At 41.3% G+C, this 25,061-nt stretch carries 18 protein-coding genes; 12 read left to right on the top strand and 6 right to left on the bottom strand.

Features of this window, described 5'->3' with window-relative positions; translation table 11 throughout:
- Nucleotides 1–87: 87 nt before the first annotated feature.
- Both pdsS and pdsR read right to left on the bottom strand, forming a co-directional pair.
- On the bottom strand, nt 88–2,214 hold the full coding sequence (gene pdsS, locus JIG37_RS19985; RefSeq protein ID WP_199530142.1) for a proteobacterial dedicated sortase system histidine kinase: 2,127 nt from the start codon (nt 2,212–2,214) through the stop codon (nt 88–90).
- The gene (gene pdsR / locus JIG37_RS19980; RefSeq protein ID WP_063527939.1) at nt 2,214–2,903 is read right to left on the bottom strand and encodes a proteobacterial dedicated sortase system response regulator; all 690 of its coding nucleotides are present in this window, start codon (nt 2,901–2,903) and stop codon (nt 2,214–2,216) included. Before pdsR ends, pdsS begins: the two co-directional genes overlap by 1 nt.
- A gap of 219 nt (nt 2,904–3,122) precedes the next feature.
- Here pdsR and pdsO point away from each other — a divergent pair, with 219 nt between their 5' ends.
- The 3 genes from pdsO to JIG37_RS19965 are packed head-to-tail and all read left to right on the top strand — an operon-like array spanning nt 3,123 to nt 6,459.
- Nucleotides 3,123–3,860 carry a sortase-associated OmpA-like protein PdsO gene (gene pdsO, locus JIG37_RS19975; RefSeq protein WP_054551198.1) on the top strand — a complete coding sequence of 246 codons (738 nt, stop codon included), beginning with the start codon at nt 3,123–3,125 and terminating at the stop codon, nt 3,858–3,860.
- Between the two features lie 26 nt (nt 3,861–3,886).
- Nucleotides 3,887–5,887: a marine proteobacterial sortase target protein gene (locus JIG37_RS19970; RefSeq protein ID WP_199530141.1), complete on the top strand. Its 2,001-nt coding sequence runs from the start codon at nt 3,887–3,889 to the stop codon at nt 5,885–5,887.
- Nucleotides 5,875–6,459 carry a class GN sortase gene (locus JIG37_RS19965; RefSeq protein ID WP_199530140.1) on the top strand — a complete coding sequence of 195 codons (585 nt, stop codon included), beginning with the start codon at nt 5,875–5,877 and terminating at the stop codon, nt 6,457–6,459. The genes JIG37_RS19970 and JIG37_RS19965 overlap by 13 nt, the downstream gene beginning before the upstream one ends.
- Here the strand turns inward: JIG37_RS19965 and JIG37_RS19960 are convergent.
- A complete protein-coding gene (locus JIG37_RS19960; protein WP_138616362.1) occupies nt 6,369–7,313 on the bottom strand; it encodes a DMT family transporter in 945 nt (314 codons plus the stop codon). The genes JIG37_RS19965 and JIG37_RS19960 overlap by 91 nt on opposite strands.
- A 125-nt stretch (nt 7,314–7,438) precedes the next feature.
- On the opposite strand from JIG37_RS19960, the gene proB reads away from it, so the two are divergent.
- From proB to JIG37_RS19925, 7 genes are all read left to right on the top strand, one after another.
- On the top strand, nt 7,439–8,542 hold the full coding sequence (gene proB, locus JIG37_RS19955; protein WP_054551200.1) for a glutamate 5-kinase: 1,104 nt from the start codon (nt 7,439–7,441) through the stop codon (nt 8,540–8,542).
- 63 nt (nt 8,543–8,605) lie between these two features.
- The gene (locus tag JIG37_RS19950) at nt 8,606–9,568 is read left to right on the top strand and encodes a GGDEF domain-containing protein (protein WP_054551201.1); all 963 of its coding nucleotides are present in this window, start codon (nt 8,606–8,608) and stop codon (nt 9,566–9,568) included.
- A 67-nt stretch (nt 9,569–9,635) separates the two neighbouring features.
- Nucleotides 9,636–9,995 carry a glutathione S-transferase N-terminal domain-containing protein gene (locus JIG37_RS19945; RefSeq protein ID WP_054551202.1) on the top strand — a complete coding sequence of 120 codons (360 nt, stop codon included), beginning with the start codon at nt 9,636–9,638 and terminating at the stop codon, nt 9,993–9,995.
- A gap of 81 nt (nt 9,996–10,076) precedes the next feature.
- Nucleotides 10,077–11,561 carry a glutamate--tRNA ligase gene (gene gltX, locus JIG37_RS19940; protein WP_054551203.1) on the top strand — a complete coding sequence of 495 codons (1,485 nt, stop codon included), beginning with the start codon at nt 10,077–10,079 and terminating at the stop codon, nt 11,559–11,561.
- 221 nt (nt 11,562–11,782) lie between these two features.
- Nucleotides 11,783–13,309, top strand: a complete 1,527-nt coding sequence (locus JIG37_RS19935) for an arylsulfatase (protein ID WP_199530139.1) — start codon at nt 11,783–11,785, stop codon at nt 13,307–13,309.
- A 414-nt stretch (nt 13,310–13,723) separates the two neighbouring features.
- Entirely contained in the window at nt 13,724–19,054 is a 5,331-nt protein-coding gene (locus JIG37_RS22895; RefSeq protein ID WP_199530138.1) for a S8 family serine peptidase, read from the top strand.
- A 317-nt stretch (nt 19,055–19,371) separates the two neighbouring features.
- Nucleotides 19,372–20,214, top strand: coding sequence for a MipA/OmpV family protein (locus JIG37_RS19925; RefSeq protein WP_138599612.1), 843 nt, complete (start codon nt 19,372–19,374; stop codon nt 20,212–20,214).
- Here JIG37_RS19925 and JIG37_RS19920 read toward each other — a convergent pair.
- Genes JIG37_RS19920 through JIG37_RS19910 form a run of 3 tightly spaced genes read right to left on the bottom strand, consistent with a single transcriptional unit; the run spans nt 20,198 to nt 22,469 of the window.
- Nucleotides 20,198–21,388 carry an ATP-binding protein gene (locus JIG37_RS19920; RefSeq protein WP_199530137.1) on the bottom strand — a complete coding sequence of 397 codons (1,191 nt, stop codon included), beginning with the start codon at nt 21,386–21,388 and terminating at the stop codon, nt 20,198–20,200. The two genes, JIG37_RS19925 and JIG37_RS19920, sit on opposite strands and share 17 nt — an antisense overlap.
- Nucleotides 21,385–22,077, bottom strand: coding sequence for a response regulator transcription factor (locus JIG37_RS19915; RefSeq protein ID WP_138616348.1), 693 nt, complete (start codon nt 22,075–22,077; stop codon nt 21,385–21,387). Before JIG37_RS19915 ends, JIG37_RS19920 begins: the two co-directional genes overlap by 4 nt.
- Complete coding sequence (locus JIG37_RS19910) at nt 22,074–22,469, bottom strand: DUF3019 domain-containing protein (protein ID WP_054551209.1); 396 nt, start codon at nt 22,467–22,469, stop codon at nt 22,074–22,076. Before JIG37_RS19910 ends, JIG37_RS19915 begins: the two co-directional genes overlap by 4 nt.
- Before the next feature lie 522 nt (nt 22,470–22,991).
- Between JIG37_RS19910 and JIG37_RS19905 the strand changes: the two genes are divergently transcribed.
- Nucleotides 22,992–23,693, top strand: a complete 702-nt coding sequence (locus JIG37_RS19905; protein ID WP_138599615.1) for a DUF3581 domain-containing protein — start codon at nt 22,992–22,994, stop codon at nt 23,691–23,693.
- A gap of 95 nt (nt 23,694–23,788) precedes the next feature.
- Complete coding sequence (locus JIG37_RS19900; protein WP_187490227.1) at nt 23,789–25,030, top strand: DEAD/DEAH box helicase; 1,242 nt, start codon at nt 23,789–23,791, stop codon at nt 25,028–25,030.
- The last annotated feature ends 31 nt before the right edge of the window (nt 25,031–25,061 follow it).

Below are 25,061 nucleotides of genomic sequence, written 5' to 3'. Positions count from 1 at the left end.
TTTGTATTACAAATATTACGTCCTGTAATCTGAATTATCGGTGAATAGCCAGTCATTAAACTGTAATCATATGTAACGCAAATATGCTTATTTAATAGGCAACTTCACAGTAAACACAACACCTGTGCCATCATCTAAATTTTCTGCCAATACTTTACCGTGATGGTAATCGCAAATAAGCCTTACAATATAAAGACCTAAACCTAAGTGGGGCTGCTGCTGGTGCTGCTGACTTCTCACCGAGACCATTGAGTCGAAAATGTGTTCAACTAAACCGTCAGGGAGCAAAGGCCCTTGGTTGCTGATTTTTAATAATGCATGCTGCTCTTGCTTGATTAAGCTGACTGAAATTGTGCTTTGCGGGGTTTTAAACTCAAGTGCGTTGTTGATGAGCTTATCGAGTAATTGGGCAATAAATTCTGGTGCGCCACTAACATTTAACGGCTCTTTACAAAGCGACAATGTAAATAGGCTTTCACCATAGGTTATTTGATAGCCCTGCATGCAGCCGGTGATCACCTTGGTCAGGTCAAACTCTTCTGCCTCGGCACTTTGAATACTTTGTTCAAGGCGCGTTGCTTCACTCATGGTGGTAATAATTTTACCTAACCGCTCAACCCCTTCACTGGCACGGTCGAGGTATTTTTGACTCAGTTCAGATTGCGGCTGCATTTGTAAATTTTCAAGCGATGAGCGCACAACAGCCACGGGCGTACGAAGTTCATGGGAGAGTCGTGATGACATATTTTCTAAGTAATCAGTATAACCACTTAAACGGCTAACAATGTTGGCAAAGCTGCGAGAAAGGTCGCCAATTTCGTCATTCGAATCGGCATAAGTAATTTTGCCGGTGATGCGCCCTTGGGCATCAATGGCTTGCTCGGCGTTGTCACGTAAGCGGCGAATACGGCTGGAAATTCTTGAAGCAAAAAAGAATAGCGTCACAGTGCCTACAAGCATCACTGCTAAAATGACATTAAAGAGCTTCTCTAACGATTTATTACGTAGGGTGCGCACGCCATTGGTGGTTTCTTCTGCGATTACTGCACCAATGACTTTATCTTGGATCCAAATAGGGTAAGCCGCCGATAAAATAACGGCTTTGTTATCTGGAGTTAAGCGCCATGATGATGCGGGTTTACCATTTAAAGCACTTGCTATGTGAGTACCTTGCATCGCTGCGACATCATGTAAGGTATCAATAAACTCATTTTCTGGGCGAGTTAAAATTTTATAGTAAAGTGGGTGTAAGTAATCTTGCTCAAAGCGTTGCCACCATGTTGTTGCAGGCTCCTCTTTTAGGCCGTCTGCCCAAACGCCATCGGCATGATGAATTGAGCCTGATTGTGCAAGTACACGATGATGGTTATCGACGACCCAAATTCGGCTGCCACTGTGGCCCATGCCTTTCAAAATACGGTTAATTTCCGGCGAAGGTACTAAAACAGAGCCGATATCATTGGGGTTTTGCAGGTTTGAGGTCGACATTAACTGAGGCTCAACTTTGTCTTCATCCCAATCTTCAATCGCAAAACCAAGCTTATTACCTAGCATCGAAAGCGGAAAACGCAGCTCTATGTTGTAACCCGTGTCGGTGCTTTTAAAATAGCCTTGGATTTTAGTGACCGGCTCTTGTGTTGCAGCATCAAAGGCATTAACCCAACCATCTTGGCGGGCGGCCACCACATAACGTTTAAATTCACCTTCAGGTGTTTTTAACATGATCTGTAAGTGATCGTTACGGGTAAAGCTAAGCACATTTTTAGCACGATAAACTAATGAGCTGTCAGTGACTTTAAATGCCGCATAAAGGTAGTTTTCGTACTTGCCTACCATGTGATCAAAACTTAGATCACTTTCTTGGTGCTCATTGCTTAGCCCCTGTAGGTAGCGTTTGTCATAATGCCAAAATAAGCTTTGATACGGTTGCCATTCCGACAATTTACCATCAAGTTGAATCGGGTTATTTAGGTTATAGGCATATAAATCTCGGCCTTTTACAACTTGATCTAAAAAGTTGGTTTGCGAGTCAAACAAAGCGGGGCGCTCATGTAATGCGGTTGCGAGTGCGCGGGTGGTGCCTACTAAGGTTTTTTCTTGCCCTTGTCTTAAGAACTTTTCCATTTCCCACACATATTCATAGCCAAGCCAAGGCAATAAAAATAAAAAGCAGGATAAGAAAATAAACTTTGTTCTAAGCCCCAAACGCAGCATTAAGCTTGCTCCCAGCGATAACCCATACCGTAAACGGTATCAATGCAGTCAAATGCATCATCTAAAGCAATAAACTTTTTACGAATGCGTTTTACATGAGAGGTAATGGTGCTGTCATCAACATAAATTTTCGCATCACTCATTAATTCGTTGCGGCTTTTTACATGGCCTGGACGCTGTGCAAGTGAATGTACCATCCAAAATTCTGTCACAGTTAAATCAACCAGTTGCTCTTGCCAAAAAACCTGCATGCGCTGAGTATCTAACTTTAACGGGCCGCGATGTAAAAGAGCGGTTTGATCGGCGGGTTGATCGAAGGCATCAAGGCGTCTAAACAAGGCACCAATACGAGCAGCAAGATGCGCCATACTGATGTCTTTGGTTAAGTAATCGTCAGCACCCATGCGCAGGCCACATACGGTATCAATTTCGCTATCGCGGGCGGTTAAAAATATAATCGGTAAGGTTTTAGATAGACTGCGTAATGTTTGGCAAAGTAAAAAACCACCATCTACTTCATGGCCAAGGCCAATATCAACAATGGCTAAATCTGGTAAAGATTGACTAAATGCCAGTTCAGCACTGGCTCTGTCAGCAAAGCCTACAACCTGATAGCCCTGAGCGCTGAGCATTTCTGTGTAGTTTTCGCGGATTGCTGTTTCATCTTCAACGATTGCTATTTTCTTCATTGTTAATACTTACTTAAATTCTTTCTATAGCGAACTATACCTAATTTTTTGCCTTGCGTACTGGCAAAAACGCGATTGCCATTTTTCTGCCACAATTGCTCAGCAGTTTGCCTTTTTTGATCCCCTTTATTGCCATTTCGACTTGTTTTAATAGCTCCATACCAAGTTCGCAACACCAACCAATGTTGCCAAGCAATTAAGTAGAAAAAGGATTAAACCATGAAAAAATTAATTATTGCCGCTGTTATTACGTCTGCTGTATCTGTAGCCCCTTTTGCAGACGCCGCGAGTCAAGCTAAACAAGAAACACCAAAAGAAACTGCCATTGGCTTAGGTGCTGGTGCCGTTGTTGGCGGCCTAGTCGGCGGCCCAGTGGGGGCATTTATTGGCGCGTTTGCAGGTGGCTTAATTGGCGAAAAAGAAGCGGCAGACAACACCATTGATGAACAAGCACACGCATTAGTTGTAATGAAAGAGCAAACCGCTGATTACCAACAAGTAATTGCCGATAACGCAGCCTTAAGTGAGCAGCTTGAATTATTAGCTGACGAAAAAGAGCAGTTACTACAAGCTCAATTAAACACCTTATTGGCCATGACGGTACAGTTTAAAACTGGCTCTAGCGAAATTGCCCCACACTTTGCTAACCAGCTCAATAAAGTCGCACAGTTACTTATTGCTCAGCCAAATCTGGCTATCGACTTAAATGGCTTTGCAGATCAGCGTGGTGATGAGTTGGCTAATTTAATGCTCTCAAAACAGCGCGTAAATGCAGTGCAAAGCTACTTAATTAAACAAGGTGTGCCTCATACGCGCTTAACCGCTACCGCCTTTGGTGAGCAGCAAAGTGTTGCCGATTCAAATAACTACGAAGACAACGTGTTTGACCGCCGCGTAACCTTAACGACACGCCCTGTTTCACAAAGCAGCTTACGCACAGCACAAAGTAACCACTAATTCATCGGTCGATGGAGTGACATATTATGTTGAGTAACCGTACCAAAAGGCTCCTTTTTGGGAGCCTTTTTATCCTCTTATTAGGTTATGCTGTTAACCCTGCATTTGCAGCCAATGCCAGTGCCGAGCTGCGTTTTTATGATGACTCAAATAGCCAAGTGTCGTCGGGCTTATTAGTGAAAAACGATGTCACTATGACGCTCACTGGGCTTATTAATCATGTTGTTGTTAAACAGCGTTATCAAAACCCGCACCCGTTTGCCGTTAATGCCCGTTATGTGTTTCCGTTACCTGATGAAAGCGCAGTTCATGCCATGCAAATGCAAATTGGTGAGCGCATTATCACCGGTAACATTGCCCTTAAACAGCAGGCAGAACAGCAATTTGAGCAAGCCCAAAAACAGGGTAAACGCGCCGCTTTAGTACGTCAGCAACGCGCGAACATTTTCTCTACTGATGTAGCAAACCTTGGAGCAGGGGAAGAGATTGAAATTACCTTGCAATACCAAGAGATAATCGGTTTTCGAGATGGTGTGTTTTCACTGCGTTTTCCAACCACTATTACGCCGCGCTACGAACCTTTAACGGCAGAACTGCAGCAAAAAGTGAATCTAGAAACAAAAGACACAGAACAACAGAACGACGCAACAGCTAACACAGCGCAAGTGGCATCAGCGTGGCTAAAGCCTGTTTTTCATCGTGCACAAAGCCAAGAGTCTGATGCGAGCCTAAACCTTGCTATTTCGATGGATATTGGCCTTGAACTCAGTGATATCAACGCTAATTTAGCGGGCATGCAAATCGATAATCCAAGTTTTGGTCGGTACCAGTTATCACTTAATCGTGATGTTCCGATGGATAGAGACTTTGAGCTGACATTTAAACCCCTTGATAAAGCCCACTCTCAGGCTGCATTTTTTACCGAAACAGTAGCAGGGCAAGAATATGGTTTACTGATGTTAGTACCGCCTAGCGATCACTTTACTTCGCAAGCTCGTCTGCCTCGTGAAATGGTGTTTGTTGTTGATACCTCTGGCTCAATGCATGGCCAATCAATGGAGCAGGCTAAACAAGCCTTGTTTTATGCCCTTTCGTTATTGGATGAAAATGACAGTTTTAACATCATAGGCTTTGATAACGAAGTGTCGGTATTAAGTGACACGCCAATGATTGCCAATGACTTTAACATTCGCCGTGCAGAGCGCTTTATTTATGGCTTACAAGCCGATGGCGGCACCGAAATAGCAAAAGCACTGACTCAGGTACTTGATGGTAAACAGCATGATGGCTTTGTACGCCAAGTGGTGTTTTTAACCGATGGCAGTGTGGGTAACGAAACGCAGCTATTTAAACAAATTCAAGCAGATTTAGGTGACAGCCGACTCTTTACCGTCGGTATTGGTAGCGCACCTAATAGCTTTTTTATGACCAGAGCTGCTGATATTGGCCGCGGTACATTCACTTTTATAAGTAGCACCAGCCAAGTACAGCCAAAAATGCAGCTACTATTTGATAAGCTGGCGCATCCCGCGGTTAAAGAGCTTGCACTTGAAGGTGATAAAGCAGTCCTTGAGTATTGGCCATCGCCATTACCTGATTTGTATTTTTCAGAGCCGGTTTTGGTTGCCATAAAGCTTGATGGCAGTCAGCACTTAACATTAAAGGGGCAAACAAACACAGGGCCAATGACGATTAATTTAGCAACGGCCAATGCTGCAAACGGCGAAGGTATCGCTAGACTCTGGGCAAGACAAAAAATTAAGTCACTACTGCTTTATAATGAAAAGGATGCGGTACGCGCAGAAGTCGAGACATTAGCACTTCAGCATCATTTACTTAGCCCTTTTACAGCCTTTATTGCAGTTGATAACTATGCGGATAATGAGATTGCAGAGCGTTCAATGCAAGTACGCAACAAACTTCCTAACGGCATGACGCTACCGCAAACCGACGGACAAAGCCGGGTGTTTATGTTACTAGGATTGTTGCTGCTTTCATTCTCGTGGTTATGGCAATGGCGACGCTAAAAAAAGCGCTGCCAGTTTGCAGCGCCTTACTTGGCATCGCATTGTTTGTGAATGGTGGCTATATGCAGGCGAAAGCTTGGCTGGCTCAGGCTCTGATTGAATCTGCTTGGCAGCAAGCTTTGCAAAGTCCTAATCAGCAAGTGAGGCCTTGGTTTTACGCCGATGGTTATGTCACTGCACACATAGAATGGCCAAGCCAGCAGCAAGAATTGACTGTACTTGCTGGTGCATCGGGGCGAAACCTCGCGTTTGCCCCCGGGCATTTTTTGCCAAGCGGTGAACTTGGCAGCACAAATGGGGTGTTGATTGCGGGTCACAATGACACCCACTTTGCATTTCTAAGACATGTCAAAGTGGGTGAGCAATTCAGTATGCAATTGCAAAATGGCCAAATTGAACACTATCAAGTTCGCAGCATTGATGTTATTCATCAAAGCGAACAAGGATTTTTAGCACAATCAGGCCTTTATTTATTAACCTGTTACCCTTTTGACTCGTTAGCTTCTGGGACTGAGTTTAGGCTATTGGTGTCGGCTGATAAATTATCGTCTACGTCAACTTTCAGTTCTTGATGACGTTGGCTAACAATAACACCGGCAAATACCACCGCAATACTCACCCATTGCCAAAGTGTCAGAACTTCGCCAAGTAAAATGGCAGACAAAATCAACGCAAAAATTGGAATGAGGTTTGAGTAAGCGGCAGCGGTTAATACCGACACCTTACTGATGGCGTAATTGTACATGCCATAGCCGCCTAAAGTGACACATGAGCCTAAATATAAAATGCTCAGTAGGGCACTTAAATCGTGCTGGTTTTCGCTGGGTAGTTCGATAAATAATAAAAAAGGTGCAAAGAATAAGCTACCACTAAATCCTTGTATTGCTATTAAGGTTAACGGTGAGTAACGTGCGACTAAGTGTTTTACGCTCACGGTATAAAACGCCGCGCATACCATTGCCATCAATTCTAAAAAGTTACCAAGCAGTGGGTTAGGGGCTTGCTCAGTGCTTGGTGATAAAAGCGTTAATAAAATACTGCCGCCAATACATAAGGTAAAACCAACGACAATGGCTTTACTTATGTACTCTTTTAATATTAAGAACGCCAAAATAGCGACGATAATTGGTAAACAAGAGACTATTACCCCAGCTTGCGATGCTGAAGTGTATTCAAGGGCATGCCCTTCAAATAAATAATAAAAGCAAGGCTCAGCCAGTGACATACCAATTAAGTACTTCCAGTCACCTGGTTTGAACTCAAAGCGAATTATATAGCGCCATAAACATAAGCTAATCAATAACGTGGTTAGCATTCTTAAAAAAATCACTAACACAGGATCATAAACATTGATTGCATGCTTTAAAGCAATGTAAGAGCTACCCCATAAAAAGGTCGCAATAATTAAGCATAAACTGGCTGGCATAGGTGTCGCTATTGAGTAAAAAAACGAGAGCGCGATCCTAGCATGAATTTTTTTAACTTGTTCAAAAACTGTTAGCTGGTATAAATATACCCAAACTACCTCAATATGCAGAATATAAGAATCAAATGCAAAGGCCACACGTCGTTGTTGTAAAGCTGGGCACAAGCGTGCTGACAGGCGGTACCGACAAATTAGATAAAGCACACATGGTTGAACTTGTTCGCCAATGTTGTGAATTAAAAAAACAGGGTTATCAGGTTGTTTTAGTATCAAGCGGCGCGGTTGCTGCAGGTCGCGAGCAACTCATTACCCCCTGTGGTCGCTCTTTGATTGAAAAACAAATGCTTGCCGCAATTGGCCAAGGGCAGCTTATTCATATTTGGCAGAGTCTGTTTGCTTTGTATGGTGTGAATGTAGGGCAAATGCTACTGACCCGCGCCGATGTAGAAGACCGTGAACGTTACTTAAATGCTCGCGATACTTTAAATGCACTACTCGCTCACAATGTGGTGCCAATTATCAACGAGAACGACGCTGTAGCCACCGCCGAAATTAAAGTGGGTGATAACGATAACTTATCTGCTTTAGTCGCAATATTAGCGAATGCTGAAAAGCTGTTATTGTTAACTGACCAAGAAGGCTTATTTACAGGCGATCCTCGCTCTGATGCCAATGCAACACTTATCAATGAAGTTGAGCATATTAATGATGAGCTTAGAGAGCTCGCTGGTGGCAGTGGCACCACCCTAGGTACCGGTGGTATGGCAACCAAACTGCAAGCAGCCGATATTGCACGTCGCGCCGGTGTTGAGGTAATTATTGCCAAAGGCGCAGGCAAAAATGTGATTTTAAATTGCATGGCCGACAAGCTCCCTGGTACACGCTTTTTAAAACTCACCGCACCAAAAGATGGCCGCAAAAAATGGTTACTTGCAGGGCCTAAAAGCACGGGGCAATTAGTGATTGATGATGGCGCAAGCCTTGCGCTTAGAGAACGTGGCGCAAGCTTACTGGCAAAAGGCGTAAAGACTGTGAAAGGGCAGTTTGAGCGTGGTGATGTGATTGAAGTGGTGACCTGCCAAGGGCAATGTATTGCTAAAGGCCTTGTTAACTTTAACCATCAAGAAATTGATCAAATTAAAGGCTGTCATTCATCGCAAATAACTGAGTTGCTTGTATTTGCACCAAGCAGTGAAGTCATTCACCGAGATGATATGATTTTGTTATAGTTTTTTAGTAATTCTAGCAAACTTAACTAAACTAAAGTTATGTTTTATTTTGGGGGCTTCTAAATGGCTTCTAATGCTTGCGGGCATGACTGGGTAGTCACTATAACGCAACAGGAAGAAGAGCCTGAGTTAGACAGTGCACTGATAAATGCTGTTGCTGAATTAGGTGAGTTTACACGTTTTGCAATCTATATTAATAAAACCTTTAATATTGGTCTTCCCGCACGGCTGTTAAATAAGAACACAGCCATTGAGGAGCTTAGCGAGCAAGAAGTCCTAGACTTATTGGCAAAAGTCAGTCGCAATAAAATTCGGATTAGCCGTGATTGTGGGGTGATATCGACATATGTGCCAATTTATTACACTGGCAATGTCGTCGGTATACTTGTTGTTGAATCTGATAAAGAGTTAACCGAGCGCTGCAGTATGCTAGCTATTTATATGCTGAATATCTATGCGAATCAGCTCTCTTTATTACATAAATCACAGCAGGATCCACTTACTGAACTTCTTAACAGGCAAACATTTGATAAAAAAGTGATTGAGATAGCTGCCAATACAGCGGTCGAGCATGACTCTAAGCAGTGTCATTGGTTCCTTGCTATGGTCGATATTGATCATTTTAAACGTGTTAATGATAACTATGGTCATGTAATTGGTGATGAGGTTATTTTACTTGTGGCACAGCTTTTAAAAAATAACTTTCGTATTGAAGATTACGTTTTTCGCTACGGCGGCGAAGAGTTTTCTGTGTTATTTCAAGCAAGTGACGAGTTAGATGCACGAAATGCACTTAATCGTTTTCGCTCCTGTGTTGCCCAATACCCATTTCCTCAAGTAGGCAACTTAACAGTGAGTAGTGGTTTTATGCCAATCTACGAGTTTGAAATGGTTGCCAGCCTTGTGCAAAAAGCCGATCAGGCCTTATACCATTCTAAAAACAGCGGTCGTAATTGTGTCACTGCCTATTCCGAACTAGATATTCAACAAAGCCAACCTCAAGATGATTCAATTGAGCTGTTTTAAGGTGTTGCAGCGCGCTTAGCTGTGTTAAAATTGCCCACTATTTTTTTGAACCCTATGAGAAGGTAAGATGAAGTTTGTTCGTTGGTTGTTAGGCCGCATCATTTTGTTTTTTGATTTTGTATTCACGCCACGTAGTAAAAAGCGCCCAGCAGCAGAGCAAGCCGCGCTTGATTCAGTGACATCACAATTTAAACTATATCAATTTAAAGCCTGTCCATTTTGCGTGAAAGTACGCCGTGCCATTAAACGTCAAGGCCTTTCAGTTGAAACCCGTGATGCCAAAGATAACGAGCAATTTCGCCAGGAGCTATTAGAGCAGGGCGGAAAAGTAAAAGTTCCTTGTTTACGCATTGAAGAAAACGGCCAAGTGACTTGGTTGTATGAATCAAACGATATCATTGCTTATTTAGATAAAGTCGCGGCATAAAGCGGCTTTTCACTTCGATTATAGCCCGTGCTGTGCTAGCATTTGGGCAAATTTTTTAATTGTCTTTTGAGAGATATAACCATGACAATTCGCACCCGTGTTGCTCCGTCACCGACTGGCGACCCGCACCTAGGTACTGCATATATCGCATTATTTAACTACTGTTTTGCTAAGCAGCAAGGCGGTGAGTTTGTGTTACGTATTGAAGATACAGACCAAGTTCGTAGTACGCCAGAATCAGAGCAAGCTATTATGGATAGCTTACAATGGTTAGGCTTAAACTGGGATCACGGTCCAGATGTAGGCGGTGAGTTTGGCCCATACCGCCAATCTGAGCGTAGCGATTTATATAAGAAATTCGCGCATCAGTTAGTTGAACAGGGTAAAGCTTTTTACTGTTTTGCTACGAGCGAAGAACTAGACCAAATGCGTGAAGAGCAAATGGCCGAAGGTCTACGCCCTAAATACGATGGTCGTGGTTTAAATCTTTCTGAAGATGAAATTAAAGCAAACCTTGAAGCGGGTAAGCCTTACGTAATCCGTATGAAGATCCCAAGCGAAGGCACGTTTAAGTTTAACGACTACCTACGTGGCGAAATTGAGATCCCATGGGAAAATGTAGACATGCAAGTGCTACTTAAAGCAGATGGTTTCCCAACTTACTTCCTTGCCAACGTTGTTGATGATCATCACATGCAAATTAGCCACATTTTCCGTGGTGAAGAGTGGATCAATTCAGCGCCTAAGCTATTAAAATTATATGAAGACTTCGGTTGGGAAGCGCCAGTACTAGGTCACTTACCGTTACTGCGTAACCCAGATAAGTCAAAATTATCGAAGCGTAAAAACCCAACTTCAATCAACTACTATAAAGAAATGGGTTACCTTCCAGAGGCACTATTAAACTATTTAGGCCGTATGGGTTGGTCAATGCCAGACGAGCGTGAAAAGTTCACCTTAGCAGAGATGATTGAACACTTTGATATGAAACGAGTGTCGCTTGGCGGCCCAATTTTCGATATCGATAAGCTTAGTTGGTTAAACGGTATGTGGATCCGTGAAAACTTATCTGATGCAGAGCTAATGCAGCGTTTTGTTGATTGGAAATTTAATACCGAGCTATTCGCTAAAGTATTGCCAGAAGCTAAAACACGTATTAATACGCTTTCTGACATGGTTGACCTTGCGGGCCACTTTGTAGGTGGTATTCCAAGTTATGATCCTGCGCTATTAACAGCAGGTAAAGCTGATGAAGATGTAATCCGTCAAGCATTACAGTTCTTCATCTGGCAATTAGAAGGTTTACGTAGTTGGGAAAAACCAGCGATTTTTGCTATCGCAAAAGAAGTGGCGACTTTCCATGAGTTGAAGATTAAAGACTTCCTAGAGCCAATCTTTGTGGCTATCACAGGTAAGACATCTTCAACATCAGTACTTGATGCGATGGAAATTTTAGGCTCTGACTTATCGCGTGCTCGTTTACGTGTTGCTTTAGCACATCTTGGTGTGTCTAAAAAGCAAGCGAAAAAAATTGAGCGTGCATACCGCGATTATCCGCAAGCTTAATCATCCTTTAGTTTTATAAACCGAGCTTTATGCTCGGTTTTTTTATATTTAAATCAAAGTTACCCCAGATTTAACTTGTAAATAGGGACTGCTCTAATAGTATTAAACATGCACAATTTATCACTTGTATGAATATCTTAAGAAAGCAGTATAAGGTGACTGCAAGCGAGGGATTTTTGAAGCTAAGGCAAATGCTTTAGTCAGTTTTCAAGGAGAAAGTGATGTTTAAATACATACTGGCCTGCGTGGCCATTTTAGGCTTAAGTTTACCAAGTGTCGCTGCTGATAAACCCAATGTACTTGTTATTTGGGGCGATGATGTTGGTATGTGGAATATTAGTGCTTACCATCGAGGTATGATGGGAGGCAGTACACCTAACATTGATAGCATTGCGAATGATGGCATGATATTTATGGATCATTACGCACAGGCCTCGTGCACTGCTGGCCGCGCTGCATTTATTACTGGTCAGTATCCTATGCGTACAGGTCTCAGTACAGTAGGTCTTCCTGGCGCACCACAAGGTTTGCAAGAGAAAGATCCAACCTTAGCAACCATGCTCAAATCAAAAGGTTACGTTACAGGCCAATTCGGTAAAAATCACTTAGGTGATCGTGATGAACACTTACCTACAAATCATGGCTTTGATGAATTTTTTGGTATCTTATATCACCTCAATGCAGGTGAGTATCCAGAGCAGCAAGATTATCCTCAAGACACTAAAACGCAAGAAAAGTTAGGCTTAAAAATGCGTGGAGTCATTCATTCAAAAGCGCTTGGAAATGGCAAACAAGAGATTAAAGATCTTGGCCCATTTGGGAAAGAGCGTCAGCGTAATTTAGACCAAGAAGTACTTGTAGAGTCAAAACGCTTTATTCGTGATGCAGTAAAACAGAATAAACCTTTTTTCGTTTGGCATAACACAACTCGAATGCATTACCAAACTAACCTTAATAAAGCTTATGACGGTAAAACTGGCTTTGGTCTATATGCTGATGGTATGGCCGAAATGGATGATGATGTAGGTGAGTTACTTAACTTACTTGATGAACTTAAAGTCGCTGATAACACAATAGTGATGTTTTCTACCGACAACGGTGCCGCATCAAACTCATGGCCAGATGGTGGTAATCAGCCATTTCATGGTGAAAAAGGCGTTGGTGGCTGGGAAGGTGGCTTCAGAGTACCTATGGTTGTTAAATGGCCGGACCATATTCCTAAAGGTGTGAGCACAGGTGAGTTCATGACAATGGAAGATTGGATGCCAACGATTATGTCGTGGGTTGGCGATAAAGATTTAAAAGCTAATTTATTAAAAGGTACCAAAATCAATGGTCAAAAGTATAAGGTTCATTTAGATGGTTTCGATCAAAGTGATATCTTACTGAACAATGGTAAAACAAAGCGTAAAGAGTTCTATTACTTCACCGAAACGACCTTTCATGGAATGCGTTACGGTGACTGGAAATTAATTTTTACAGAACAAAATCATTGGTTTAGGTCTACACAGCAAGCTCTTACTTCACCTTACATTATTAACTTAAAAATGGATCCATTTGAGCGTTTCATTGATGCTAGGGGGTATGATGAGTGGGCTGAAAACCGTAGTTGGATTTTAGGCCCTGCAGGTAATCAAATTGCAGAGTTTGTAAATACCTTTAAGGCATTTCCGCCTAGTCAAGAGAGTATGTCAGTACAAGTGGGTAGTGTTGCTGAAATGATTTCACAGCAAGCGTTAAACCGCTAAAAAACGATAGGCTTTACCAGAACACAATGTTGCAAAATGACAGTTTTGCTCATCGCTGGTAAAGCCTTTACTGCTTCGAATTTGAAAACCATGAGCCAGCTCAAGTTATAGTTGCATAAGAATTATGCGATTTACCACTGCATAATCATAATCAATTGATTAATAAATCAATTTTATCTTCATTTCTTACCTAAATAAAATATGCTACTTCTATTTTGTATTCAGAGATATTGTATATAGAAACGCTATATTAGCCCACCTTTGGTAACTTTAATGTTAACGATGTGTACAAAACGCTACACGAATGTACGTCATTTTTGATTCTCCCTGTGGTTATATTGTTACTACAAGCGTTGAAATGGAAATTCAAAAAGCTTGAATAACTATTCAAACTAACTATCCAGGGGATACTTTATGAAAGTCAAAACACTTTCGATCGCTGTTGCTGCAGCTCTCTATAGTGCTAGTGCTGCACATGCAGTCGGTGTTGAGAACAATCAAGTTAAGCACCAATTAAAAGCACCAAATATTACATTTGAAGAAGTGAAAGCATTTTCCAAAGAGTTCGAGCAAGGTAACTCTTCAAGCATGCTACAAAACGATGGTTTAAATGTTCAATTAAATAGCCAAGCAAGCAAATTTAAAGAAGAAGGTCTGGGTGGCGAACATATTTATATTATTCGTTTACGTGATAACTCTGTTGCTCTTGAAGCTAGAGACTTAACTTCGTCTTTATCAAAATCTATGCAAGCTCAAGGTATTACCAAAGTTTTTGAAAAAGGTCAGGCTGCAATTTCAGCCGTTACAGAATATCAAAACAAGCTTTATTCGAAACAACGTGCTGTTATGCAAAACGTAACGGCAGTTACAGGGCGTACAGAGATGCGCCGTCAATTCACTAAAGCGCTAAATGGTTTCTCTGTAAAAATGACAGAGCAAGAGGCATTACAGGTCGCTTCGCTTGGCTCTGTTGTATCAGTAATGCGTTCTAAAAATTATGATTTACTTTCAGATGAAGGCCCTAAGCACATCGGTGCTGATCAAATTTGGGATGGAACAAGTGTTCCAAGTGGGATCAAGGGCAAAGGTGAAGGCCAAATCATAGGTATTATTGATACAGGTATTAACTCAGATCACCCGTCATTTGCAGCTGTGGGTGCTGATGGTTATGAGCATGAAAACCCATTTGGTGCGGGCGTTTATGTTGGTGACTGTGTTGAAGAGCCAGAAGAGATTCAATGTAATAACAAACTAATTGGTGTACGTTCTTACGATGTGATCACAGATGCGTTTGATGCCATGATCCCAGGCTGGCCAGCGATTGGTGAAGATTATCAAGGTCATGGTTCGCATGTTGCGTCAACTGCGGCAGGTAACGTAGTCAAAGACGTTCCATATATGCTACCTAGTTTTGGTGAAAATACTGATGGCAATATCTTGAAAGAGGGGTTATTCCCTGAAATCTCAGGTGTTGCACCGCATGCAAATATTATTTCTTATCAAGTATGTTACCCATCAAGTGAAGAATATGCAGGTTGTCCTGGTGAAGCGTTAGTTGCTGGTATTGAAGATGCAATTTCTGATGGGGTTGATGTAATCAACTTCTCAATTGGTGGAGCCGATTCAAACGTTTGGGCCGATCCAGTACAACTTGCATTCTTAGCAGCGCGTGAAGCGGGCATCAACGTTGCCGCGGCAGCAGGTAACAGCGGTCAGGGGTGTGGCGCAGCTGAATGTTTTGGCTATTTAGATAACTCGTCGCCGTGGCTTGCGCAAGTTGCAGCAACAACACATGGTCGTACTGTTGTCGTTGAAACTGCTGTTGAATATGCGGGCTTTGCTGATGAAACGATGGGTTCTGAAGTACCAAGTTGGTCAGATATGGGGTTAGTTGGCGGTGCCATTAATAGCGAAGAAATTACCGGCGTTGTTGTCTGGGCTAAAGACTATGAAGACGTCAATGGCTTTAAAGACTCTGATGGATACTGTACTGCCGATTATCCTGAAAATACGTTTAATTTCTACAAAGATGGGACAGAAATAGCTGGTGCGGCTGATGGCAGCACGAATGTTATTGTAATCTGTCAACGTCACTCAGCTACAGATACAGCTGCCAATGCCCGTACCGCAAAAGTAGATCATGTAAAAGCCGGTGGCGCTGATGGTTTCATTATGTTCAACCGTGACAGTGATCAAGCTACAGTACCTGAGGCTTACTCATTACCAGGCGTTCATTTTACCTATGATCAATGGAATGGTGTGTGGCCCGATGACGGTTTAGAAGATTGGGTTGATAGCACATCAGAGAAAGGTCATATGATCACTATTAAGCCAACAGTGATTGAGCGCCGTGTTGATGCTGAAGATGCTGATTGGTTAGCAACCTTTTCATCGCGTGGTCCATCTTATTCGAATGTTGAAGTACTAGCTCCAACACTTGCAGCTCCTGGTGTTGATATTTATGCGGCATACTCTGATGAGCATCCTTTTGTGGCACCACATGGTCAAGATTATGCAGCGATTAGCGGCACGTCTATGGCATCACCTCATGTTGCCGGTGCAATGGCATTACTGCGTCAGATTCATCCTGAGTGGAGTGCGGCCGAGATTCAATCTGCACTATCAATGACTGCCGAAAACGTAGTTAAGTACCATCGTTTAAACAGTGAAAATGATGTTGTTGCTGATGCTAAAATTTACCGTGCTGGTGCAGGTCGAATCAATGTTGCATTAGCAGCTGAAGCAGGTTTTGTTATGGACGAAACAGCCGACAACTTCTTAGCGGCTGATCCATATAATGGCGGTACACCTCACAAACTTAACTTACCAAATTTGGTTAACTTTTCTTGTGCACCAGAGTGTCAATGGGTTCGAACTATCAAAGCAACAGAAGATGGAACCTGGACTGTAAGCCATGAAGATGTTGAAAACTGGGCATTTGATGTTAATTCACAAACCGCTCAAAATGGTGTGAATATTGATATCTTCCCGAAAACTTTCACACTGAAAAAAGGTGAAACGCAAACAATCATTGTTAAAGCATCAATCATGGATACCCAAGATTGGTTTAGTAACTCAGAAGTTGAGCTTCATACCAACCTTGTGTTCCAAGCTGAAGAAGCTGGTATCCCAGATGCACATTGGCCAGTAGCGTTTAAATATGACCGCGGTAATTTACCATCTTCATTAGAAACAACTGCTCATTCAAATGTAGGCACTTATGTTGCTAAAGGTATTGTATTACCGAGTGTTGAAGCACCTGTTGCACGCGCATATGAGCCGGTTAAAGCAGATATCACTACAGTAACTTTGCCAAAAGATGATGAGCGTACTTTCCCGTGGGCTATGAATCGAACAGAAGAAGTTGATGCTAGTGATATTCTAGATGAAGCAACATTTACTAAGTTTGTTACTGTGCCTGCGAACGCAAAACGTTTTATTGCTGAAAGCGTAGGTGTTGAATCCGAGTTAGAAGGTACTTTAAAAGTCGGTAATGCTATCGTCTATGTAGGTAAAGATTATAACGGTGATGGTATTGTTCAGCCGCAAGACGAGATCTTATGTGTATCTAACCATATCATTTACAATAACTTCTGTAATATTAACAACCCAGAAGAAGGTGAATACTGGGTTGTAATTTACAACTCAAATGAATCATCGGTTGGTGCGTTAGAAGAAACCTTTAAACTTGCCACAGCCGTTGTGTCTGACCAAGAGGCGTCAGGAATGACAGCCAGTCTTCCTAGCAGTGATGGTCAAAACACTGTTGAAATGACTGTTAATTGGGATATGGAATTTGATTCAGACAGCGTTTACTACTCTTTGCTTGATGTGGGCACATCAGCCGTAAATCATGGCAATCTAGGCTCTATTCCATTTAAGCTTAACCGTGGCAATGATGTTGCTCATCTTGATGCGCCATATACAGGTGCAAAAGTGGGCGATATGGTGCCTTACACATTTGAAGTATTAGCGAATAACTCAGGTATAGATCGTGAGTTCTCACTAGAACTTGATATTCCTGCTGGTCTTGATATCAAAGCAGAAAATGTAATGGTTTCAACAGCATCTGAAATCAACGTTGAAATTACTGATGGTAAAGTTATTGTAACGGGCACACAAGCGGATACCCGAGATGTAGAGCCAGATTACATCGTCACTGATAACATCACTGATGAAATGTGTCGTACACCTGATTTTGGTAACTCAAACCCAGGCGGTTATGTCGACTTATCTGAGTTTGGCATTATGCCTATGCTTTCAGGCTTCGATGAAAGTAATCTATATAATTCACGAAGTGGTTATTCGTTACCAATAGCAAGCTTTTACAATGGTGCATTTGACACATTCAGTCTGTATAACAATGCTGATAATACAAATATCCAAAACTCGATAATTCAAATTCGTGGTATGGGGACAGTGAATACAGGCGGTAGTCGTTACTTCTTCCCAGTGCATAATCCGTTTCCTTATGAAACATTCCCTTATGAGAATATGGGTCCATTATGGCGTGGTTGGGAGTTTGCAGAGAGCGGCTTATTACGTTCAGTAATGTCAGTGGGTTTATCGTCTAACGAAGGGATCTCACTTGCAAGTACAACAACAGGTTGGGGTATTATTGAGTGGGATAACGCGTCAGATTACGACAACCCTGTTTATGATCGTGAAACGGGTCAATACACTTACACTAAACGTGATAACTCATTTGACTTCCAAGTGCTGTTTAATGCCAATACGCGCTTTGGTAAAGGCGAGCATGAAATTTACTATGCATACGATAATTTAGATTTTGGTACTACTCGTCCTGCTGGAAGTATCGGTTTACAAGGTTTCCGCGGTGCACAATATCAATACGGTCCTCTTGAAAGCTATCGCGGTATTCAGATTGCTTATAACAACTTAGATGAAGTAATCAGCGATGGATACGTAGTATGTATGGACTATGTTGGTCCAGAGTCATCACAATTTGAAGTCACCGCATGGGCCGAAGTTATGCCAACCGCTACAGGTCAAACACTTGAAGTTGCAGCTAAAGCAGCAATCTCGGGTCTGAATGACATGACTTCAACTGCAACACTGGCGATCCCTGGTAACATCACAGTGATTGCACTTGATGATATGGTGACAACTGAGGAAACACCGATTAGCTTCGACGTTCATCACATTGATGAAAAGAACTCGAAGAATGAAATCTCGGTAATTTCTGATGATGTAAGCTACGAAGTTGATGGCGATACAGTAACTATTACACCAAATGAAAACTTCTCTGGTGAGACAGAAGTAACTGTAATGGTGTCTGATATTGAATACCCATCAGACGCAGCAAGCACAACCTTTATGTTAACAGTCGAGGCAGTAAACGACGCACCTGTTGTGGTTGTTGAAGCAAGTTCTCAGCAAGTCACTGAAGGCAGCGTTATTACCCTAGATGCCTCAGCATCTCATGATTTAGATAACGATGAGTTAACTTTCTCATGGCAAGGCCCAGGTACTATCGCAAGTCCAACATCAGCAATCACTGAAGTATCAGGTCTAACGGCTGGTGAGCATCAGTTTACCGTATTGGTAAGTGATGGAATAGAAGCGATGGAACTAGGAGTTGCTGTGACAGTAACGGCTGAAGAAACAACGGTCGTTCCTGAAGAAGAAGCGCAATCAAGCTCTGGCTCAAGCGGCTCTTTAGCATGGATAACAGTGTTATTAGCTGGTTTTGCCGGTCTTCGTCGTCGTATGAAACGAGACTAAACACTCCCTAAGTGTGTTATGTAGCAAAGGGCCTTCGGGCCCTTTTTTTGTCATTGAGTAAATTAAATAATGGAATTTAATAACTAAAACTGAAAACCTATGTAGCAAAATGTACAAGCTATTTAATATTTCTTTCAGTATGTTAGTTTGACGATAGTAGATAAAATAAGTCATTTTACTGCGTTGTGTGGCAAAAAAATTATACAAAAATGTATGCAAACGCTATGATCGCCCCAGCACAGAAAGGGCTAAAAGAGTTTTAGTTTATTAAGTTAGTATAGTAGTCGTTTATTACGGCATTAAGGTGAGTTACGTTAATGAAAAGGTTGTTTGGTTCAATGTGTTGCTTAGCTGCATCAACTGCATTTGCGCAGGATGATGTTAAGCAGCCGCAATTGATTAAAAAGTCTACTTTTCATGCAAGCGTTACGCTAGGCTACGGTGGTATTGAGAACCCAGTACTTGATGCCGATGATGTTATTTCGCCAATTCTGCCAAGCTTGGCTTATTATGGTGATAGCTGGTATTTCGATGATTTTTCTATTGGTTACAGCTTATTTGAATCTGAGAAATTTTATATTGATTTACTGGGGCGCTTTAATGATGATGGCTTCTTCTTTGAGTTAGATGGGGTAGATAAACTCTACGCGACAGGTGTGGTTCGTTCTAGTTCAGGTCGACCTACAATTCCAAGTGCTTCACCAATTAACTTAACACCGATAGAGCGCAACCTTTCTTATATGGCTGGCTTTTCATCAGCTTTAAATATTTATGACGACATTTGGTTGAGTGCGGCATACGTGCACGATATAACCAATGTTCATAATGGCTATGAAATCTTATTCAATGGCTACCAAGCATTTACACTGTTTTCCGGTATTGCTGGCATTGAGGCTGGTATAAACTACAAAAATGAAGAGTTAATTGACTATTACTACACGGTTAGCCCCACAGAGAGCAAAACTCGCTTATTAAGTTATAATTTAGAAAGTGCCACCAATTACTATTTAAAAGTAAGCTACGAGTATCCGATCAGTGATAATTTTAGTGTTGATTTCAAACTAAAGCACACTTGGCTTGATAGCAATTTAGCTAACTCACATATGATTAATAAAAATGGCTATTTCTCAGGTTTTACTGGCATTACATACCATTTTTAGGCCAACTGATTGAGATTTGAGCGCCGCCCGTTTCGAGGTTATTGGCTAAACCAATTTTACCGCCATGCCAGCTAGCAATACGATGCACGATATAAAGTCCTAATCCATAACCACTCGCCAATTTATCTCCTTCACCTTGTTTGAATGGTTCAATTAACGCATCAGCATTTATAGGCAACCCTGGTCCATCATCTGTGACGCTTATCAAGTAATTACCTGCTTTCTCTTCAGTGCTTATATAAATAGTGTGTTTTGCGTATTTTGTGGCGTTGATCAGTAAGTTTTGTACCGCGATTGCCATAAAGCTTGTTTCGCAAAAAGCAGCGTCAACCTCAAGAGTTGGAATAAATTTGAGTTCTTTGTATAAATCAAATTTAGCTATTTCCGTGTTGATCAGTTTAGATAAGTTAACTTTCTCCTGGTTAAACACACTTTGTTGATGCTCTAAACGAGCAAACGATAAATATTGTTCTAAGCGCAATTCAATCTCATCGATATCACGCTCTATTTGGCTACTTTCTAACGAATCTAGCTCTGCGATTGATAACGCAAATCGCATACGCGAGAGTGGGGTACGAATTTCATGAGAAATAATGCGGGATAAATCGCTATGAAGCTGCACAAATTTGTTGATACGCTCTGACATATCAGTAAAGGTGTTTGCAAGCGGTGCAATGGATGAATTTGGCTTTATATCGAGCTCTATTCGTTGCGGTTTTTTGCTGAAGCGGTAGGCTGCACGTTGCAATAAGCTCAAATCACGAAACACTGGGCGTATAAACAATAAAATCATCACACCAAGCAAAAAATAAAAGGCGAAAAAAGCAAACCAGTCAGTTTTTGCGTGTGAAATCAAGTTAATGGGGCCAACTTTTTGAATGCTACCATTACTGCCCTTGAGATATATAAATTGCTGATTATGCTCAGTGACACTGATAATACCGTCTTGATTAAACGTGTTGAGCAAAGAATCAGGCAATGCAATTTCACTTATGCTTAGGCTACTGATCCGCGAGTCTTTTTGCTCTGCTATTTGCGTAAGTTCAGCAACACTAATTTGTACACTCGGCACATGCTTAGAAAAAAACTCATTATAAAGCTGACCAAACGCAAGAACTAAAGCAATTAAGCTTACTGTGATAATCAGGTAAAGCTTAAAAAATTGCTGCTTCATAGTTTTGAAATATCCAAACTGTAGCCTTTGCCTCGCACCGATTTAATATCCAACGAATTTTTGTGGCTGCTTATCGTATCTTTGAGTTTTTTACGTAATCGGCTCACTTTTAAATCTATAGCGCGGTCTAGTCCGTCATACTCACGGCCAATGACATGTTTAAACAGCACTTCGCGAGAGACTGGTTGCGGCATATTCTTCGCTAGATAGGCGATAATATCAAATTCACTCTCGTTTAGGTTCAGAGCAGTATTATGAAAGTAGATATCACGCTTTTTACTGTCTATGCGTAAACAGTCGCTGTGATCTGAAAAGTTATCTTGGCTTACAGTGTGGGCGATGATTGTTTTAATTTTCGCTAATAATAGCTCAGGTTTAATGGGCTTTATTAAGTAGTCGTAAGCACCTAAGTTTAGGCCTTTAATTTGTGATTGCACTGAGTCTAAAGCTGTTAAAAAAATAACAGGACAGGTGTATTTTTCTTTTAGTTGTGAAATTAATTCAAAACCATTGCCATCAGGTAACATCACATCACAGATAATCAATGAGGGAATAAAGGTAATTTCACTACTACGGTAATCTTCAGCTGTATTAAATACATCAATGGTATAGCCGTGTTTTAATAAAAATGTTTGAATTAAATTGGCTAGTTTCACATCATCTTCAATTAAAAAAATATGCTGCATCATAAACTCCAGCCAAAGCGCCGCTTTATACGGTAATCTTTGGCTTCATAGCTAACTATTGAGAGACGCTGCTGTTTAACAACGTTGCTGCTCAAAGGGTTAATTAACTTAACGGTAAGAGGGTATTCTGTTTTGATTAAAAACTGTTTGGCTATTAATCCTGTTTGCGTGTAGCACTGAGTGTAATGAGGGCGTTGGGTTACTTCTAAACAAAGTTCTTCATAAGGAGCAACTCGAAAATGAACTTGCACATTAAACTCGCAGGCTTTTTGTTTTGCTTCTGTCACACAGACTGTTGGTGAAACTTTAAAAAAGACCTGTTCAGCTTTATCTTCAGCTTGAGAGTAGCAGCAAAAACAAAAAAGCAGAGCCGCCCAGCTTAATCGGTTTATCATTTAACCAAGTCCCTGAGCGATTGGTCGTCTAAATTTCAAAGCAATATTTACCATTAAAAACAGATGAAACTATTCAAAATCATAGTGAGTATTCATTTATTTACCGCTTATTATCATTATTATTTATGCAGTCTATATGAGTTATTTCATGATAAAAAAGCGCGCTTATCATACCTCATTTATTTCATTAGCTACAAATTGCCTTACATTAAAGCTTGTGTTTCAGAGTTTTTTGTAGTGCCTCGTTCAGATCTTTATTAGCTTGTTGTTTTAAAAGATAAAGTGAATTTATATTTGTTTTTATGTAATAATTTTTCACTATATAAATGCGCTATTAGTTTTTACTATTCACGCTTATTTGTTAATTGTTTCGTACAAATTGATACAATTTGGTGCGCGCTCTGAAAGTAATTAGTCTTTCACAAAGTTAATATAGAAAATGATACTCAACAGATTCGACCTCTGTGTGCTTTTTTTCTGATAGTATAGATAGGTTATAAGTAGTTTAAGCAGTGAACAAATATGTTAAGTCCTTATTATCAGCAGCATGCTGATTACGTTTCTATCTCACGCGAGCAAGGCTGTCGCTTTGCTAAGTTAGTGGCGGATGATTTCAATCCGTTACACGATAAAGATGCTAAAAAGTTTTGTGTGCCGGGCGATTTACTTTTTTCGCTGGTTTTAAACCGCTATGGTATTAGTGAAAAAATGGAGTTCACTTTTGCCGGTATGGTTGATGAAAATTCAAAGCTGACTTTTCCTGAAGGTGCTGATGAGTTTGCTATCACCGATGGCGAAAAAGTGATGCTAAAAGTAAAGCGTGAAGGGGCTGTTAGCCAATGTCCTGAGTTAACAAATAGCTTAATAAAAAACTATGTTGAGTTTTCTGGTACTACCTTCCCACATGTCATCATTCCATTAATGGGCAAGCAAGATGTGATGATCAACCCAGCCCGCCCAATGGTGATTTACGAATCAATGTTGATTAACCTTGACCGCCTTGATATCAGTGCACCTGAATTAGAGTTTGCTGAGCCTGATTTTGAGTTTACTGGCAAACGCGGAAAAATTACGCTTCGCTTCAACCTGTTAGAAAATGGCGAAAAAGTAGGGGCGGGTGAAAAGCACATGCTTGTATCTGGCATTCGTGATTATTGCCAAACAACGGTTGATGACCTAATTAGTTTTTATAATCACCGGAAAGAGTCACTTAAACCGGCGTAATCTTTACAATTACGACAAAGGGCGCTTATTGCGCCTTTTTTGTTGCTGATGTTCCGCGTACAATAGCGTTTTTATAGCTAAATATACTTCAGACTATGTCAGTAGCGACCTTTTCAGAGTTAAATCTTGCACCTGCATTGCTAACAGCCTTGCAAGAAGAGAATTATCACACACCCACAGCAATTCAAGCGCAAACCATCCCACTTATTTTAGCGGGTGCAGATGTAATGGGCAGCGCACAAACTGGTACGGGTAAAACTGCTGCCTTTGTTTTACCACTACTGCACAATTTGTTATCTGCTGAAGTACTCCCTGATGCTGTTAAAGTCCTAATTTTAACGCCAACCCGAGAGCTCGCACAGCAAGTTTTTGCAAGTGTAGAGCGTTATGCTGCGCATACTGAAATAAAAGCGGCACTGGCTTATGGCGGCGCTAGTATTGGACCACAAATTAAAGCCATAAAAGGGGCGCAGGTTGTTGTTGCAACTCCGGGGCGTTTACTTGATCATCTGATCAAAGGCAGTATTAAACTTTCTAGTATTAATGCTTTGGTATTTGATGAAGCTGATCGCATGCTTGATATGGGGTTTATTGACGAGATAAAACGTATCTTGCGTCATGTGCCAAAAGAACGCCAAACCTTACTTTTTTCAGCCACATTTGATGACAGTATCTTTAAGCTTAGTAAGCAGTTACTAGATGATCCTAAACTAGTTGAAGTGAATAAACGCAACTCGGCAGCGGTTGAAGTTGAGCAGCTAGTTTATGCGGTTGATGAAGACCGTAAACGTGAGCTGGTGTCACACATGATTGGCATGAAAAATTGGCAGCAAGTACTGATATTTACCCGAACTAAACAAACTGCTGATGTGCTTGCTAAAGAAATGTCTAAAGATGGCTTAAAAACCGAATCAATTCATGGTGATAAAAGCCAAGGGGCGCGAGATAAAGCATTACAAAACTTTAAATCTGGTGTAACTAGGGTATTAGTCGCGACTGATGTGGCCGCTCGCGGCCTTGATATTGCCTCTTTAAAATATGTCATTAACTATGAGCTACCTTATGTGGCTGAAGATTATGTGCATCGAATAGGTCGTACAGGTCGTGCTGGCGAAAAAGGGTTAGCGTTATCGCTAGTTAGCATTGATGAACAATGGTTATTAGATGAAATAGACATTTTGCTGGGCACCAGACTTACTCCTCAGTGGTTACCGGGGTATGAGCCAGATTTAACGAAAGAGCCTAAAAATATAAGAAAAAACACTAATAAAGCTCGTCGCTCGCGAGATAAAAAGCGTATTTTGGGTCAAAAAAGTATGAGACACCGTAAAAAGTGACGTATATTTATACTATCCACTGACTAAAATA

Source organism: Pseudoalteromonas sp. bablab_jr010, from assembly GCF_016464105.1.
GTDB lineage: Bacteria > Pseudomonadota > Gammaproteobacteria > Enterobacterales > Alteromonadaceae > Pseudoalteromonas > Pseudoalteromonas simplex.
This window is presented reverse-complemented; position numbering and strand designations above follow the sequence as displayed.